Here is a 16,200-nt window from a genome sequence, read left to right as displayed (position 1 = left end):
GTCGTAACCAGTGTATTATTGCCGACTGCCCGCGATTGCGGGCAAACGCATGTTTCAGGTGCCTGCGAATGTTTCCATTCGCGGGATAATCGGGAAACAGGTGCGCGATACCGCTTGGTGTCGCAATGCCTGTGCTGCCCCCGCAACGGTAAGTGGTGACAAGGCGCATCCAACCGCCACTGGGTCTTCGGACCTGGGAAGGCGATGCCCCCCGGCGCATTCAGCGCGCCAACCATGAGCCCGGATACCGGCCCGGAACTGCACAAGCGGATGTGCCGCGGGGGGCGGTCACGGGTGCAGCCTGCCTGTCTCACTCTCCCTGGCGCTCCATCGTCAAAGCAATCGCATGACCGGACGGGGTCGTCCGGTGTGCCAGGGAGTGTTCTCGTGAATATCCGTTTGTCAGCGCTCGCACTTACGGTGGGTGCCGTTTCCGTGACAATTGACGCTGTTGCCAAAGACGCGGCAATGGACGCTGTTGTGGTGACCGCCACGCGGCAAGAGGGCAAGGTCGACGAATTGTTGGCCGATATGACCGTGGTCACCCGAGACGAAATCGAAAAACATGGCCAGGCGACCTTGTCGCAAGTCCTCGCCGCTACGGCAGGGGTGTTCGTTACGGACGGCGGCCTGCCGGGCAAAACCGTGGCGACATTCATTCGAGGCACGAATACTGGACATGCGCTTCTGCTCGTAGACGGCGTGCCGGTGACGTCGGCCACCTTGGGACAAGCCCCCTTCGAAATGTTGTCCGCGGCCGAGATCGAGCGTATCGAGATCTTGCGAGGACCTGCCTCATCGTTGTATGGGTCCGAGGCGATCGGCGGGGTTGTTCAGGTGTTCACTCGCCGCGGAGAGGGCGCGCCCGCACCGAGGGTCGCGGTCCGCTATGGCAGTCACGACACCCGCGAACTTCAGGCGGGCGTGTCCGGCGGAAGCGAAAGTCTGTCTTATGCCTTGTCGGCGAGCACGCTGAGCACTGATGGTATTTCGGCGACTCGCGGCCCAGCGTCGAATCCGGACCGGGACGGTTACGAGAGCGTATCGGCGTCAGGTAGCCTGCAGTGGCGGCTGCTTGACGGGCATGAGCTCGGACTGCAGTTTCTGCACGTCGCTGACGAGAACCATACCGACGGTGACCTGAATTTCGATAACCGTACCGAAGGCGAGATTTTCAATTGGAGCGCGTATTCTCGGAACCGCCTGAGCAACTGGTGGACCTCGACTGTGCGGATCGGCGGGACGCGCTTCGACTCGCTGACCTTCCGCCCTAGCGCGAGAGACCGGTTCATTACCGATTCTGGCCTGGTGTCATGGCAGAACGATCTGCGTACGACGTGGGGCAATTGGCTTTTCGGGCTGGAAAAACAGCTTCAACAGGTCGACACCAGTGGCGCGCTCGTTGTTGATTCGCGAAGTATCCGTTCAGCTTTCGCCGGCTGGTCTGGGGCGGCTGGAGCCAACAGTGCGCAGGTCAATGTCCGTCATGATGACATTGAAGGCATCGGAGACAAGACCACATGGTCACTGGCCTACGGTTACCAGTTTACCGACACCTTCCGGGCTTTCGCCTCGATGGGAACCGCATTCAAGGCGCCTAGCTTCAACGATCTGTATTTTCCGGTGACCTGTTTTCCGATCTGGGGATGCTTTGGCGGCAATCCAGACTTGAAGCCGGAGTCTGCTCGGAATCGTGAGCTTGGTATGGCCTGGGAAAGCGGCGCTCATTCCGTGAAAGTGGTGTATTTCGACAACCGAATCTCCGACCTGATCGATTGGGGAAATACGCCGGAAAACATTGGAAAAGCAAGAATTTCCGGTCTTACCGCAACCTACCTCGGGACCATGGGAAGCTGGCGGTGGAACGCCGCTTTGGACCTGCTCGATCCCCGCGATGAGGAAACCGACAATGTACTGCGCCGCCGCCCTCGGGAGCGCTTGTTGACCGGTGTCGAGTACACCACGGGCCCTTGGACGCTCGGCGGCCAGTGGACGCTTGTGGGCGAGCGGTACGAAGATGCGGACAACACTAGGCGTATGGGCGGCTATGGCCTGCTTGATCTCTTTGCCCGCTATCGAATCGACCCGAGCTGGACAGTGGAGTCTCAGATCAAGAATGCGGGAGACAAGGACTATGCGCTTCAACTTGGTGCCCAAGGCACTCGCTTCGCGACGGAAGGACGCACCGTATTTGTTGTGCTCCGGTACGCACCTCGCTGAGTATGGATATGTGAGGGTAGTTCTCGCATGATCTGTCGGCCGCGTAGCGCCGTTGTCGTCGGGGCCATACTGCTGGTCGCGGTCGCAGCCGCTTTCCTGTGGGCGCTGTGGGCCGGGTCGGTGCAGGTCTCGTCGGCGGAGCTGATCGCCTCGTTCTATGGCGGCGAGGGAACGGGCGCCGCCGTCATCCGCGAACTGCGCCTGCCGCGTGCCGTCGCCGCCTTCACCAGCGGCGCCCTGCTGGCGCTGGCCGGGGCCTTGATGCAGGTGTTGCTGCGCAATCCGCTGGCCGATCCCTATGTGCTGGGCATTTCCGGCGGCGCCGCGGTCGGGGCGCTGTCGGCGATCCTGGTGGGGGCTGCCACCTGGCTGGTCGACGGGGCCGCGTTCGCCGGGGCGGCGCTGGCCATGCTGGTGGTGTTCGGGCTGTCGCGCGGCGATGGCTCATGGACCCAGAGCCGCCTGCTGCTCACCGGCGTCATCGTCGCCGCCGGTTGCGGGGCGGTGGTGGTGTTCATGCTGGTGATGACCACCGACACCAAGGTGCAGTCCATGCTCTTCTGGCTGACCGGCGATGTCTCCGGGGCTGCGCGGCCGTGGCCGGCGCTGGCGGTGCTGGGCGTGGGCCTGCTGGCCATCCTGCCGTTCGCGCGCGACCTCAACGTGCTGGCGCGCGGCGAATTGAGCGCGCGGGCGCTTGGCGTGCGCACCCGGCGTCTGCGCCTGCTGGTGTATCTGCTGGCCTCGATGCTCACCGCCACGGCCGTCACGCTGGTCGGCCTGGTCGGTTTCGTCGGCCTGATCGTGCCGCATCTGGTGCGCCTGGTCATCGGCAACGACCAGCGCACCCTGCTGCCGGCGTCGGCGCTGGCCGGCGGCGCGCTGCTGATGCTGGCCGACACCGCGGCGCGCACCATGGTCGCGCCCATCCAGCTGCCGGTCGGCGTGCTCACCGCGATGATCGGCGTGCCGGTGTTCCTGTTCCTGCTGGTGCGCCACCCGCGATGAGCTCCGCGCTCGCGCCTCTTCTCGAAGCTGACGGCCTGGCGGTGCAGATCGGCGAACGCTGGATCTGCTGCGACCTGTCGCTGCGCCTGATGCCGGGCGAGCGCCTGGTGCTGCTCGGCCCCAACGGTGCCGGCAAGACCACCTTGCTGCACACCCTGGCCGGCCTGCGCGAGGCGCAGCGCGGTGAGGTGCGCCTGCAGGGGCGGCCGCTGACGGACTGGCCGGGGCGCGAGCTGGCGCAGGTGCGCGGCGTGCAGCCGCAGTCGCAGCCGGACTGGTTCTCCGCCACGGTGATGGAAACCGCGCTGGTCGGCCGCCATCCGCACTTGGGCCGCTGGGCCTGGGAGAGCGGCGACGACATGCGCATCGCCAACGAAGCGCTGGCCTGCATGGGGCTCGATCACATGGTCGAGCGGAATATCCTCACCCTGTCGGGCGGCGAGCGGCAGCGCCTGGCCATTGCCAGTCTGCTGGCACAGCGCCCGGCGCTGTATCTGCTCGACGAGCCCTTGTCACACCTCGATCTGCACTACCAGATGGCGGTGCTGGCGCATTTCTCGGCACTGGCCCGGGCCGGTGCCGGGGTGGCGATGGTGCTGCACGACTTGAACCTGGCGGCCCGCTTCGCCGACCATGTGGTGCTGCTCGACGGCACCGGCAAGATGGTGTCGGGCACCGCCGACGAGGTGCTGCAGGCCGATGTACTGAGCGCGGCCTTCGGCCATCCGCTGCGTCGTCATGTGATCGAGGGCCGGGTGGCCTTCCTGGTTGAATGAGGTTTTCCATGCGTTTTGTGCTGCGAATGATTGCGGTCAGTCTGTCGGCCATGGCGGGCGTGCAGGCCGCCGAGTGCCCGCGCGTCGTCAGCCAGTCGCCGTATCTGACGATTGCCATCGACTGGTTGGGGCAGGCCGAGTGCATCGTCGGCGTATCGCGCGACGACAGCTTCAAACCGGCGTTGCCGCGCACCGGTACGCCGACGGCGCCGGACGCCAAGGCCATTGCGGCGCTGAAGCCCGAGCTGGTGATCGGCTCGGCATCGGCCGACGCGGCGGTGTTTGCCGCGGCGGTGCCGGCCGGCGCCCAGGCGGTGCAACTGGGCGGCTTCACGTCGATGCTCGAGCTCGAGGGCATGCTCGAAGACCTGGCAAGGCTGGTCCAGTCGCCCGAAGGCGGCAAGGTGTCGGGCTTTCGCCGCGGCTGGTTCACCCGGGCCAAGAACACCGGCGCGCGCGGCGAGCGGGCGCTGCTGCTCACCACCTGTGGCGGCACGCCGACCGTCTACGGACGCCGGCATGTGCTGGGCGACCTGTTCCACGCCGCCGGCTTCAATGTGCTGGAGGCTGAGGTCGGCACGCGTGCCGAAGCCGATGTGGCGGGGCTGATCGCCCGCTCGCGGCCCGACATCGTGTTCACCATCGACCGCCCCGGCCAGAGCGCCTGTACGCCGGTGCCGGCGGTCAAGGACGTGCGCATCATCCCCCTCGACGGCGAGCACTTCCTCTACCCTGGCCCGCGCATGCTCGACGGCATCGAGGACCTGACACGGATCATGCGGACCCTGAAAATGCCATGAGCGGTACGCTGGCGTCACCCGGCGCGCGGCGGCATACTTCCGCCCATTGAGCGATTCACGGAAAGTCCATGCGTAAAGCGATCGACAACCCGGCCCGCCCGGGTTGGGTGTACCTCGTCGGGGCCGGCCCCGGCGACGCCGAACTGCTGACTCTGCGCGCCGCGCGGCTGCTCAGCGAAGCCGATGTGGTGGTGTACGACAACCTGGTCGGCCCCGATGTGATGGCCTTGCTGCCCGACACTGCCGAGCGGCGCTATGTCGGCAAGAAGGCCGCCGACCACGCCCTGCCGCAGGACGAGATCTGTGCGCTGCTGGTGGCGCTGGCCCGCGAGGGCAAGCGGGTGGTGCGCCTCAAGGGCGGCGACCCCTACGTCTTCGGCCGCGGTGGCGAGGAGGCCGAGGCGCTGGTCGACGCCGGCGTGCCTTTCGAGGTGGTGCCCGGCATCACCGCAGCGGCCGGCGTGTCGGCCTACACCGGCATTCCGCTGACCCACCGCGAGCATGCGCAGAGCGTGGTGTTCGCCACCGGCTACGGCAAGGAAGGCGCCATCGACCTCGACTGGCCGGCGCTGGCGCGCCCGAACCAGACGGTGGTGATCTACATGGGCGTGTCGCGCATCGGCGAGATCTGCCGCGAGCTGATGCGCCACGGCCTGCCGCCCGAAACGCCGGCGGCCATGGTGCGCCACGGCACGCTGCCGGCGCAGCGGGTGATCACCGCCACGCTGGCCGACCTGGGCGCCAAGGCGGCCGCCGCGAAGGTCAAGCCACCGGCGCTGATGCTGGTCGGTACGGTCATCGAACTGGCGGAGAAGCTGGCCTGGTTCAAGGGCTCGGCGACGGACGCCGACCCGGACTGAGCGGCCGTCGTCGACAGGACGAGACGGCAACGCCTCGCAGCTGCGGGGCGTTTTTCATGGTGCGTGCTGTGCAAGGCCGGATGAATCCGGCCAGCGGCGCTCCGTTCAGGCACGCCTTTTAGCGACGCGCCGGGCGACGCCGAGCCACCCGGCGGACCAGCACGATGCCGCCCGCCGTGCTCAACAGCAGCGCGGTGGCCAGCCATTCGGACCAGTGGATGGATTGATCGGTGTGGCCGGGGTGGGCCAGGGCGGGGAGGCTGGTGAGCGCCAGCAAGCTGGCGGTGGTGAGGATGCGCTGGAACATGGCGGACTCCCGGGGCGGCTCAGAACGTGTGAATAAATCGACTGCGCGTGCCGATTGCTGCGTTGCTCACTCGCTCACTCCTCGCCTATCTATTTGATATGTCTCGTCGTTCGCTCGCGTAGTTGCCAAATGCGGCCTTGCACTCGGCCCTGCTCGTGACGATTTCTTCACAAGTTCTCAGTCGGCGTTGGCCGGCGCGCGCAGCAGGCCGGCGGACTTGATGAAGGCGACGATCTCGTCCAGCCCCTGGCCGGACTTGAGATTGCTGAACAGGAAGGGGCGCGCGCCGCGCATGATGCGCGCGTCGCGGTCCATGATCGCGAGGTTGGCGCCGACCAGCGGGGCGAGGTCGATCTTGTTGATCACCAGCAGGTCGCTCTTGGTGATGCCCGGCCCGCCCTTGCGCGGGATCTTGTCGCCGGCGGAGACGTCGATCACGTACAGCGTGAGGTCCGACAGCTCAGGCGAGAAGGTGGCGGCCAGGTTGTCGCCACCGGATTCGACGAAGATCACGTCCAGCCCCGGAAAGCGGCGGTTGAGCCGGTCCACCGCTTCGAGGTTGATCGAGGCGTCTTCGCGGATGGCGGTGTGCGGGCAGCCGCCGGTCTCGACGCCGATGATGCGCTCGGCCTCGAGCGCCTCGTGGCGCACCAGGAACTGGGCGTCTTCGGCGGTGTAGATGTCGTTGGTGACCACGGCGATGTTGTAGTGCTCGCGTAGCGCTTGGCACAGGGCGAGGGTCAGGGCGGTCTTGCCGGAGCCGACCGGGCCGCCGATGCCGACGCGCAGGGGAGTGTTGCGGTTGGGGGTCATGAGGACTCGCTTCAGGATCTGAACAGTCGGGAGTACTGGGTCTCGTGCTGGCTGCTGGCCAGCGCGAGCCCGGGGGTGAAGTTGCTCCATGCGTCGTCGGGGAGCGTCAGCGCGGTGTCGGCCAGCGCCGGGATGTCGTCGCCCAGGCGGGACAGCAGCCGTTGCCCGGCCGACTGGCCAAGCGGCACCACCTTGATGGCGGCCATCACCTGGTTTTCCAGCCAGGCCCAGAAATAGGCCGGCAGTGCCTCGCCGACGGGGATCTGCCAGGCGCTGGCGGCGGCGGTCCAGGCGGCGGGGTAGCTCGGGGTGTCGAGGGCGGCCAGGCGCTCGACCCGGCCGGGCGCGGCGCGAAAGGCCGGCAGATCGCGCAGCAGGCGTGTCAGCGAATAGCCCATCTGCTCCGTCTCGGCGCGCAGCTCGGCGGTTTCGCGGCTGGCCAGGAAAAGGTCGTTGAGGCTGGCCACGCGCTCATCGTCGTCGCTGTTCCAGGCGGCCAGCAGGGCGGCGGCCAGCGGCCCCTCGAAGCGGGCCAGGGCGCCATGCATGAGGCCGCCGATCCAGTCGCCGGCGCTGGTCTCGTCGGAGACGGTGCCGGCCTCGGCGGCCCACTCCAGGCCTTGCGAGTAGGTGAAGGCGCCGACCGGCAGGGTGGGCGAGGTCAGCTGCAGCAGGCGGATGCGCGCCAGACTCATTGGGTTGGCCTCCTGTCGCTGGCGCGACGTCCTCCCCGGGGGAGGAGCGCGCACCTTTCGGGCGGCCGGGCAGGCGCGCTCGTTTTTACGACCCTCCTGTCGCTGGCGCGACATCCTCCCCGCGGGAGGAACGCGCGTCCTTCGGACGGCCGGGCGGACGCGCTCATGCCCGGCTCCGGTATTCGTGGATGCGCGGGCCGGGGCGTTCGTCGGCATCGTCGTCGTCGCCATGGCGGTGGCCGCCGCCGTAGGCGCCGGCCTCGGGTTCGAACGGCGCTTCGAGGTGGCTCAGCATGCAGCCCAGGCCGCGCAGCATGTCGGCCAGTACATGGTCGTCGGCCAGGCGCAGCCAGCCGCCGCGCATGTCGCCGCCGACCTGCACCGGCACATGGCGGTTGCCCAGGTGGTAGGCGGCGCGGGTGAGGTCGAGGAGGTTCTCGCAGCGCACTTCGAGCAGCGCCTCGGGCGCCGAGCACACCTCGACGATGTCGCCGTCGCTGGCCAGCAGGCGGTGGCCGCCGCGCAGGATGGTGCCGTGCGGCAGGAACAGGCCGGCGTCCTCGCCGCTGTCGAGCGTGGTGCGCAGCCGGCTCTTGGTGCGCTGGTCGAAGCTCAGGGTGAGCGTCTTGGTGGTCTCGTCGGTGCCGGTGTAGAGGTGTTCGATCAACAGCATGCTCGGCCTCTCAGAACAGGAAGTAGCGTTGCGCCATGGGCAGGATGTCGGCCGGTGCGCAGGTGAGCAGTTGCCCGTCGGCGCGCACCTCGTAGGTTTCGGGGTCGACCTCGAGGCGGGGCATCCAGGCGTTGTGCACCATGTCGGTCTTGCGCATGCCGCGGATGTTGCGCACCGCTTCGAGCGGGCGGGTGAGGCCCAGGCCGTCGAGCGCGCCCTGGGCCAGGGCGGCCTGCGAGGTGAAGGTGACGGCGGTTTTCAGCCCGCCGCCGTAGCTGCCGAACATCGGCCGGTAATGCACCGGCTGCGGCGTGGGGATCGAGGCATTGGGGTCGCCCATCGCGGCGGCGGCGATCATGCCGCCTTTGATGATCAGGCTTGGCTTGACGCCGAAGAAAGCCGGCTTCCACACCACCAGGTCGGCCAGCTTGCCCGGCTCGATCGAGCCCACCAGATGGCTGATGCCGTGGCTGATGGCCGGGTTGATGGTGTATTTGGCGATGTAGCGCTTAGCGCGGAAGTTGTCGTGGCGGGCCGTGTCTTCGGCGAGCGCGCCGCGCTGCACCTTCATCTTGTGGGCGGTTTGCCAGGTGCGGATGATCACTTCGCCGACCCGGCCCATGGCCTGGCTGTCGGAACTCATCATCGAGAAGCAGCCCAGGTCGTGCAGGATGTCTTCGGCGGCGATGGTCTCGCGGCGGATGCGCGACTCGGCAAAGGCCACGTCCTCGGCGATGGACGGGTCGAGGTGGTGGCACACCATCAGCATGTCGAGATGCTCGTCGATGGTATTCACGGTGTAGGGCCGCGTCGGGTTGGTCGAGCTGGGCAGCACGTTGGGGAGCCCCGCCAGCTTGATGATGTCCGGCGCATGGCCGCCGCCCGCGCCCTCGGTGTGGAAGGTGTGGATGCAGCGGTCCTTGAAGGCGGCGGCGGTGTGCTCGACGAAGCCGGATTCGTTGAGGGTGTCGGTGTGGATCGCGACCTGCACGTCCATCTTCTCGGCCACCGACAGGCAGGTGTCGATGGCGGCCGGGGTGGTGCCCCAGTCTTCATGCAGCTTGAGGCCGATGGCGCCGGCCACCACCTGCTCCTCCAGCGCGCCGGGCAGCGAGGCGTTGCCCTTGCCGAGAAAACCGAGGTTCATCGGAAAGGCGTCGGCGGCCTGCAGCATCTTGTGGATATGCCACGGCCCCGGCGTGCAGGTGGTGGCATAGGTGCCCGTCGCAGGCCCGGTGCCGCCGCCGAGCATGGTGGTGACGCCGCTCATCAGCGCCTCTTCGATCTGCTGCGGGCAGATGAAGTGGATGTGCGCATCGATGCCGCCGGCGGTGACGATATTGCCTTCGCCGGCGATGATCTCGGTGCCCGGCCCGATGGGGATCGTCACGCCGGGCTGGATGTCGGGGTTGCCGGCCTTGCCGATGGCGCTGATGCGCCCGCCCTTGATGCCGATGTCGGCCTTGACGATGCCCCAGTGGTCGAGGATCAGCGCGTTGGTGATGACCGTGTCGGCCACCTCGTCCGACAGCCGCTGGCTCTGGCCCATGCCGTCACGGATCACCTTGCCGCCGCCGAACTTCACCTCTTCGCCGTGGATGGTGTAGTCCTTCTCGACCTCGATCCACAGCTCGGTGTCGGCCAGGCGTACCCGGTCGCCGACGGTGGGGCCGAACATCTCGGCATAGGCGTGGCGGGAAATTTTTGCGGTCATCTCAGGTCTCCTGCCGGGCCGCCCCAAAGGAGGCCTGCGGCCCCCTCGGGGGGCAGCGAACGAAGTGAGCGTGGGGGCTGTCCGCCCGCGTGCCGGGCCGCCCCAAGGGCGGGCGCGGCCCCCTCGGGGGGCAGCGAACGAAGTGAGCGTGGGGGCTGTCCGCCCGCGTGCCGGGCCGCCCCAAGGGCGGGCGCGGCCCCCTCGGGGGGCAGCGAACGAAGTGAGCGTGGGGGCATCACAAATCCCCCATGATCTGGCCGTTGAAGCCATACACCTTGCGCTCACCCGCCAGCGCCACCAGCTCGACCGTGCGCAGCTGCCCCGGCTCGAAGCGCACCGCGGTGCCGGCCGCGATGTTCAGCCGAAAGCCGCGGGCCGCCGCGCGGTCGAAGTCGAGCGCCGGATTGGTCTCGAAAAAGTGGTAGTGCGACCCCACCTGCACCGGCCGATCGCCGGTGTTGGTGACTTCTAGCGTGAGCGTCGCGCGGCCGACGTTGAGTTCGATCTCGCCGGGCTGGGTGTCGATTTCACCGGGAATCATGAGCGCGTCCTTTCTAGATGATCGGGTGGTGAACGGTCACCAGCTTGGTGCCGTCGGGAAACGTCGCTTCGACCTGGATCTCCGGAATCATCTCCGGCACGCCGTCCATCACCTGCTCGCGGTTCAGCAGCGTGGTGCCGTGGCTCATCAACTCGGCCACCGTGCGTCCGTCGCGGGCGCCTTCGAGGATGGCGGCCGACAGGTAGGCGACCGCTTCCGGGTAGTTGAGCTTGAGGCCGCGCGCCAGACGGCGTTCGGCCAGCAGGCCGGCGGTGAAGATGAGCAGCTTGTCCTTCTCGCGGGGCGTCAGTTCCATGGGCGTCCTCAGGTGTTCCAGATGCGGGGGGTTTGGGCGGGGTGGCCGGTCAGTGCGGGGCGCAGCAATTGCCACAGCCGGCCGAACCAGGCGCGGCCGGCTTCGCTGCGCTCGCCCACGTAGCGGGCGACGAGCAGCTCGGGCAGGCGGGTGATGGCGCCGTCGCCATGGGTGACAGGCAGTGCGCGGCAGGCGGCGAGCAGGGCGTCGTCGAGGCCGTCGCCGATGGCGATCAGGCTGCCGAACACCGGCCGCCCGGCCAGGCCGCAGGCCGCGTGCAGCAGCGGGTCGCTGCCGTGCAGGCGGGTCTGCTCATGCCACAGCGGCCGGCCGTCGCGTTCGATGCGCAGGGTCTGGGCCAGACGGCCGGTGTCGAAGCGTTCGCCGCCGCCATGGCGACCGAGCGCCGTCATGTCGGAGGCGATCAGCGTGGCGCCGGTGGCGAGCGCGATGCGCGTGTCCATGCGCGCCAGCGCCCGGTCGAAAACGATGTTTTCCTGCGGCAGGCATTCGAGCACGCCGCCGGCGGCGACGGTCAGCTGCTGGTTCAGCACGCCCTCGGCGCCCGCGCTGCGATACCACTTGCCGGCGCCGGGCGTGGTCAGCAGCGCATGGGCCCCGGGGCCGATGTCGACAGTGATGTGCAACTGGTCGCCACCGGCGATGCCGGCCGGCGGATGCAGCACGATGCCATGGCAGATTGCCTCGCCTTCGGGGTAGAGCGCCTTTTGCAGGCGCAGCGGGCCGAGGTGCTCGCGCCGCACCAGCACGGTCTTCGCGTCGCGCCGGGCAAAGCCCAGCTGCAGCCGGGCCTGCCAGGGCTCGGGCGTGACGCGGAGGCTGTCCGTGGAGAGCGGGAGTGGCGCGTTCATGTCGGGCAATAATGCAACAAGCGGGCCACTTTGTGTCCAGTGGGCGTGTCGCTGCGGTGCCGGTGGGGTGGGGCGTGTGGCGCCTGCTCGGGGCGCGGCGGCGAGGAGCGCGGCCGGGTGGCGCACCGCGCTGGTGCGCACAAACATGGTGCGCACCAGAATGGTTGGCGGTGGCGGGGCCGGTGCTCAGTAGTCGACGCGGATCTGCCAGTGCGCAATGTCGATTTCCTCGCAGTTGTGGCCGGGCCCGAGCCGGTCGGCGACCAGGAAGTCGGCGTCGGCGAGGGCGAGCAAGGGATGGTGCCAGGTGCCGCGGCGGAAGTTGATGCCCTGTTTGCCGTGGCTGACGAAGGCTTTCAGGGCGGCCGTTTCGGGGGCTTCGGGGGCGGGGCGTGCGGCGCACACGACGATCAGGAAGGGCTGGCCGTTCAAGGGCATGAAGGCTTGGGAGCCGAGCGGATGGCGTTCGAGCGTGTCGAGCAGGTAGGGTCGCTGGCGCGCCCGGGCCTGGAAGATGCTCAACGCCAGCCGTCCGTCGGGGTCGGTTTCGAGCTGGGCCAGGTCGCTGAAGCGGCGGCTGGTTGCGTGGTTGATGGGCAGGCTGCGATGGCCGGCGCATTCGATGACCTGCCCATAGGGGGCGAAGGCCTCGGCAGTGAGCGGCTCGACGGGCAGGGAGCGCGGCATGCTCATGCGCTCGCCTGCGTGCCCCACAGCCGCAGCCGGGATACGCCGCCGTCCGGATGCAGGTTGAAGCGGACATGGGTGATCGGGCCGTGTGCGACCAGCTGGGTGGTGAAGCGGTGTTCGTGGTCGGCCTCGAGTGCGACTTCGGGCAGCACGGTGGGCCAGAACTGCGACTGGGCGGTGAGCGTGCGCTCGTCGGCGTCCGGGGCGAACGCGCCTTGCAGCGAGCAGCGGTCGGGGTAGTTGCCTTTGAAGTGCGCGGTGTCGACATCGATGCGGGCGATGCGTCCGGGCTGGGCGAGCGCAATGATGCACCAGTCGAAGCCGGGTTCGCGGCGGCGCCGCGTTTCCCAGCCGTCGCCCATGTCGACACCGCGGCCGGGCAGCAGGAGATTGGCCGGCACACCGAAGTGGGCGTCGTTCCAGGCCACCGGGTAGGCGCCGTTGAGCGCGGCGGCGAGGTCGATGAGGCCGTCGGCGTCGGCCTCGGGCGTGCCGACCGGGCGGCCGTACACCCGCAGGCGGGCGATGCCGCCGTCGGGCAGGATGTTCAGCCGTAGATGCGAGAACGGCGTGCCGCGCGCGGCCTCGGGCAGGGGCAGCAGATGGTGCTGGTTGCCGGCCAGCGGCGTGGGCGGCAGCAGGGGCTGCCAGCTGGTGTCGTCGTCGGGATCGGCGCCGAGCGGGCAGCCGTCGAGCGAGGCGGCCGGCGGGTAGTTGCCGGTGAAAAAGCTGGTGTCGAGGTCGACGCCAGCCAGGCGGCCGGGCACCGCCAGCTGGACGATGCACCAGTCGTGGCCGCCGCGCCGGCGGCGGCGCGACTCCCAGCCGTCCATCCATTTGCCGTTGTCGTCGTATTTACCGGGGATGAAGACGGCTGCCTGCGGATCGAGCATGCGCGCCATGGGGGCGAAGAAATCGTCGGAGCAGCGCAGGGTCCGCGCGCCGAGACGCGGGTCGGCCAGGTTGATCTGGCGCTGCGCCCAGTCGGGCAGTGGGGGCTGAGGGGCGATGAGGGGCTGGGTCATGGTGGCCGCTTAGTGGATGGAGCCGATGAAGTTGGCGAGTTCGGGCGTGCGCGGGCGGGTGAACAGCGTGTCGGGTGCACCCGATTCGTGGATGCGCCCTTCGTGCATGAAGACCAGCGTGTCGCCCACCTCGCGCGCGAAGCGCATCTCGTGCGTGACCATGACCAACGTCATGCCTTCGGCGGCGAGGGTCTTGACCACCGCCAGCACTTCGCTGACCAGTTCGGGGTCGAGCGCCGAGGTGATCTCGTCGCACAGCAACACCTGCGGCTGCATGGCCAGCGCCCGGGCGATGGCGACCCGCTGTTGCTGGCCGCCGGAGAGCTGGTCGGGGTAGGCGTCGAACTTTTCGGCCAGCCCGACCTTGGCCAGCATGGCACGGGCGATCGACTCGCACTCCGCCTTGGGCAGTTTCTTGACCACCTCCGGCGCCAGCATCACGTTTTGGCCCGCCGACAGGTGCGGGAAGAGGTTGAACTGCTGGAACACCATGCCGACCTTCTGGCGCAGGTCGCGCAGATTGGTCTGGCCGGCGTGGAGGCGCTCGCCGTCGACCTCGATCAGGCCGTCCTCGAAGCGTTCGAGGCCGTTGATCGAGCGCAGCAGGGTGCTCTTGCCCGAGCCGCTGCGGCCGATCAGGGCGACCACTTCGCCGCGTTCGACCTTCAGATTGATGCCCTTGAGGACATGGTTGCTGCCGAAATGCTTGTGCAGCCCGTCAATGCGCACGAGTGCCATGAGCGCTCCTTTCGAGACGACGCGAGAAAACGGAGAGCGGGTAGCACAGCGCGAAGTAGCCCAGTGCAACCAGCCCGAAGACCAGGAAGGGTTGGTAGGTGGCGTTGGCGAGCATCGAGCCGGTCTTGGTCAGCTCGACGAAGCCGATGATCGAGGTCACCGCGGTGCCTTTGACCACCTGCACCGAAAAGCCGACCGTCGGCGCGATGGCGATCTTGAGCGCCTGCGGCAGGATCACGTAGCGCATCTGCTCGAAGTGGCTGAGCGCCAGGCTGGCCGAGGCCTCCCACTGCCCCTTGGGCACCGATTCGACGCAGCCGCGCCAGATTTCGCCCAGGTAGGCGCTGGTGAACAGCGTCAGCCCGAGGGCGGCGGCCAGCCAGGGCGACAGCTCCAGCCCGATCAGGCTGCTGCCGAAGAAGATGATGAATAGCTGCATCAGCAGCGGCGTGCCCTGGAAGACCTCGATATAGGCCTTGGCCAGCTTGCGCAGCCACGCCGTGCTGGCGATGCGGGCGAAGAGCAGCGCCAGCCCGGTCAGGCCGCCGAGGACGAAGGCGGTGAGCGACAGGCCGAGCGTCCACAGCACGCCGTCGAGCAGGTTGCGCACCACGTCCCAGGTTGAAATATCGTTCATGTGCGACGGCCTCCGATCAGTCGGTCGCCGGCCCGCAGCATGAGCTGGCGGATCGCCAGGGCCAGCAGGAAATACATGCCGGTGACGACGAAGTAGGTTTCGAAGGCGCGGAAATTGCGCGACTGGATGAAGTTGGCGGCAAAGGTCAGCTCTTCGGCCGCGATCTGCGAGCACACCGAGGAGCCGAGCATGACAATCACCACCTGGCTGCAGATCGCCGGCCACACCTTGCGCAGGGCCGGGGCCAGCACCACGCGCAGGAAGATCTGGCGCCGTGTCATGGCCAGCGATTCGGCCGCTTCGATCTGCCCGCGCGGCGTGGCTTCGATGCCGGCGCGGATGATTTCGGTCGAGTAGGCGCCGAGGTTGATCACCATGGCCAGGATCGAGGCCTGCCATTCATTGATGCTGACGCCCAGCGAGGGCAGGCCGAAGAAGATGAAGAACAGCTGGACCAGGAAGGGCGTGTTGCGGATCAGCTCGACATAGACCGCGAACACGCGGTTCCAAGGCGCCAGTTGCCAGGCCCGCGAGGCGGCGCCGAGCACCCCGAGGGCCAGGCCGAAGAAGGTGCCGATGGCGGTGAGCGCCAGGGTGCGCAGCGTGCCGGCGAGCAGGATGTCGCGGTATTCGAGCAGCGAGGCGAAATCGAAGGCGTAGGTCATGATCGGTGTCCTGGTGCCGCCCGGAGGCGGCACCTGTTGCGAGAATCAGAGATCGGCCGGCAGCGGCGCGTGCAGCCAGCGCATCGACACCTCGTTCAGCTCACCCGACTGCTTGAGCTTGGCGATGACCTCGTTGACCCGGGCCAGCAGGGCGGTCTCGCCCTTGTTCACGCCGACATAGCAAGGCGAGTTCTTGATCAGGAACTTGGTTTCCAGCTTGCGCTCGGGGGCGCGCTCATTGACCGCGGCGGCCACCACGTTGCCGGTGGCGATCAGCTCGACCTGCCCGGCCAGGTAGGCCGAGATGGTGGCGTTGTTGTCTTCGAAGCGCTTCACCGTCGTGTCGGCGGGGGCGATCTTGGTGAAGGCGAGGTCTTCGACCGAGCCGCGGGTGACGCCCACGGTCTTGCCGGCGGTGTCCTCGGCGCCCTTGATGGCCGCCTCGGCCGGGCCGAAGATGCCGTTGAAGAAGGGGGCGTAGGCGGTGGAGAAGTCGATCACCTTCTCGCGGTCGGGGTTCTTGCCCAGGCTGGAGATGACCAGGTCGGCCTTGCCGGTGTTCAGGTAGGGGATGCGGTTGGCGCTGGAGACCGGGATGATCTCGACCTTGAGCTTCAGCTCGCGGCCGATCAGGTTGGCGACATCGATGTCGTAGCCGCGCGGCTTGAGGTCCGGGCCGACGGTGCCGAAGGGCGGGAAGTCCTGCGGCACGGCGACACGCAGCGTGCCGCTCTTGAGCGCGGCGGCCAGGCTGTCGGCCTGCGCCTGCATCGTGATGCCGGCACTGGCCGCGAGCGTCGTGCACAGCAAGGCGCGAAGGAAATGGCGTTTGTTCATGATGCGACTCCTT

19 protein-coding genes and 1 riboswitch are annotated in these 16,200 nt (G+C 68.0%); of the genes, 5 read left to right on the top strand and 14 right to left on the bottom strand.

Going from position 1 to position 16,200, the window contains the following annotated elements; genetic code table 11:
* The first annotated feature begins 39 nt into the window (after positions 1-39).
* Positions 40-270: riboswitch (cobalamin riboswitch) on the top strand.
* A gap of 117 nt (positions 271-387) precedes the next feature.
* From I8J34_RS11435 to cobA, 5 genes are all read left to right on the top strand, one after another.
* Complete coding sequence (locus tag I8J34_RS11435) at positions 388-2,220, top strand: TonB-dependent receptor domain-containing protein (RefSeq protein ID WP_214361538.1); 1,833 nt, start codon at positions 388-390, stop codon at positions 2,218-2,220.
* A 27-nt stretch (positions 2,221-2,247) separates the two neighbouring features.
* Positions 2,248-3,228, top strand: a complete 981-nt coding sequence (locus I8J34_RS11430) for a FecCD family ABC transporter permease (protein WP_214361537.1) — start codon at positions 2,248-2,250, stop codon at positions 3,226-3,228.
* Positions 3,225-4,004: an ABC transporter ATP-binding protein gene (locus tag I8J34_RS11425; protein WP_214361536.1), complete on the top strand. Its 780-nt coding sequence runs from the start codon at positions 3,225-3,227 to the stop codon at positions 4,002-4,004. The genes I8J34_RS11430 and I8J34_RS11425 overlap by 4 nt, the downstream gene beginning before the upstream one ends.
* An 8-nt stretch (positions 4,005-4,012) precedes the next feature.
* On the top strand, positions 4,013-4,804 hold the full coding sequence (locus tag I8J34_RS11420; RefSeq protein ID WP_214361535.1) for an ABC transporter substrate-binding protein: 792 nt from the start codon (positions 4,013-4,015) through the stop codon (positions 4,802-4,804).
* A 68-nt stretch (positions 4,805-4,872) separates the two neighbouring features.
* Positions 4,873-5,664: a uroporphyrinogen-III C-methyltransferase gene (gene cobA, locus I8J34_RS11415; RefSeq protein WP_214361534.1), complete on the top strand. Its 792-nt coding sequence runs from the start codon at positions 4,873-4,875 to the stop codon at positions 5,662-5,664.
* 118 nt (positions 5,665-5,782) lie between these two features.
* Here cobA and I8J34_RS11410 read toward each other — a convergent pair whose 3' ends face one another.
* From I8J34_RS11410 to I8J34_RS11345, 14 genes are all read right to left on the bottom strand, one after another.
* The gene (locus I8J34_RS11410; protein WP_214361533.1) at positions 5,783-5,971 is read right to left on the bottom strand and encodes a hypothetical protein; all 189 of its coding nucleotides are present in this window, start codon (positions 5,969-5,971) and stop codon (positions 5,783-5,785) included.
* A 177-nt stretch (positions 5,972-6,148) separates the two neighbouring features.
* Positions 6,149-6,784, bottom strand: a complete 636-nt coding sequence (gene ureG / locus I8J34_RS11405; protein WP_214361532.1) for an urease accessory protein UreG — start codon at positions 6,782-6,784, stop codon at positions 6,149-6,151.
* Positions 6,785-6,795: 11 nt separating this feature from the next.
* Positions 6,796-7,479 carry an urease accessory protein UreF gene (locus tag I8J34_RS11400; protein ID WP_214361531.1) on the bottom strand — a complete coding sequence of 228 codons (684 nt, stop codon included), beginning with the start codon at positions 7,477-7,479 and terminating at the stop codon, positions 6,796-6,798.
* A 163-nt stretch (positions 7,480-7,642) separates the two neighbouring features.
* The gene (ureE, locus tag I8J34_RS11395; RefSeq protein ID WP_214361530.1) at positions 7,643-8,152 is read right to left on the bottom strand and encodes an urease accessory protein UreE; all 510 of its coding nucleotides are present in this window, start codon (positions 8,150-8,152) and stop codon (positions 7,643-7,645) included.
* Between the two features lie 10 nt (positions 8,153-8,162).
* The gene (gene ureC / locus I8J34_RS11390; RefSeq protein WP_214361529.1) at positions 8,163-9,866 is read right to left on the bottom strand and encodes an urease subunit alpha; all 1,704 of its coding nucleotides are present in this window, start codon (positions 9,864-9,866) and stop codon (positions 8,163-8,165) included.
* Between the two features lie 235 nt (positions 9,867-10,101).
* A complete protein-coding gene (locus I8J34_RS11385) occupies positions 10,102-10,407 on the bottom strand; it encodes an urease subunit beta (RefSeq protein ID WP_214361528.1) in 306 nt (101 codons plus the stop codon).
* Between the two features lie 13 nt (positions 10,408-10,420).
* Positions 10,421-10,723, bottom strand: a complete 303-nt coding sequence (locus I8J34_RS11380; protein WP_214361527.1) for an urease subunit gamma — start codon at positions 10,721-10,723, stop codon at positions 10,421-10,423.
* Between the two features lie 8 nt (positions 10,724-10,731).
* Complete coding sequence (locus tag I8J34_RS11375) at positions 10,732-11,595, bottom strand: urease accessory protein UreD (protein WP_214361526.1); 864 nt, start codon at positions 11,593-11,595, stop codon at positions 10,732-10,734.
* Positions 11,596-11,781: 186 nt separating this feature from the next.
* Positions 11,782-12,288 (bottom strand): ureidoglycolate lyase, encoded by a 507-nt coding sequence (locus I8J34_RS11370; RefSeq protein ID WP_214361525.1) that lies wholly within the window; start codon positions 12,286-12,288, stop codon positions 11,782-11,784.
* Positions 12,285-13,310: an allantoicase gene (gene alc / locus I8J34_RS11365; protein WP_214361524.1), complete on the bottom strand. Its 1,026-nt coding sequence runs from the start codon at positions 13,308-13,310 to the stop codon at positions 12,285-12,287. The genes I8J34_RS11370 and alc overlap by 4 nt, the downstream gene beginning before the upstream one ends.
* Before the next feature lie 9 nt (positions 13,311-13,319).
* Entirely contained in the window at positions 13,320-14,048 is a 729-nt protein-coding gene (locus I8J34_RS11360; protein ID WP_214361523.1) for an amino acid ABC transporter ATP-binding protein, read from the bottom strand.
* The gene (locus tag I8J34_RS11355) at positions 14,029-14,685 is read right to left on the bottom strand and encodes an amino acid ABC transporter permease (protein ID WP_214361522.1); all 657 of its coding nucleotides are present in this window, start codon (positions 14,683-14,685) and stop codon (positions 14,029-14,031) included. The genes I8J34_RS11360 and I8J34_RS11355 overlap by 20 nt, the downstream gene beginning before the upstream one ends.
* Positions 14,682-15,350: an amino acid ABC transporter permease gene (locus I8J34_RS11350; RefSeq protein WP_214361521.1), complete on the bottom strand. Its 669-nt coding sequence runs from the start codon at positions 15,348-15,350 to the stop codon at positions 14,682-14,684. Before I8J34_RS11350 ends, I8J34_RS11355 begins: the two co-directional genes overlap by 4 nt.
* Positions 15,351-15,395: 45 nt before the next feature.
* Positions 15,396-16,187 carry a transporter substrate-binding domain-containing protein gene (locus I8J34_RS11345; RefSeq protein ID WP_214361520.1) on the bottom strand — a complete coding sequence of 264 codons (792 nt, stop codon included), beginning with the start codon at positions 16,185-16,187 and terminating at the stop codon, positions 15,396-15,398.
* Positions 16,188-16,200: the final 13 nt, after the last annotated feature.

It is taken from the genome of Denitromonas iodatirespirans, from assembly GCF_018524365.1.
Classification (GTDB): Bacteria; Pseudomonadota; Gammaproteobacteria; order Burkholderiales; family Rhodocyclaceae; genus Nitrogeniibacter; species Nitrogeniibacter iodatirespirans.
Note: the sequence above shows the minus strand (reverse complement) of the source record. Positions and strands in the feature narration are given on the sequence as shown.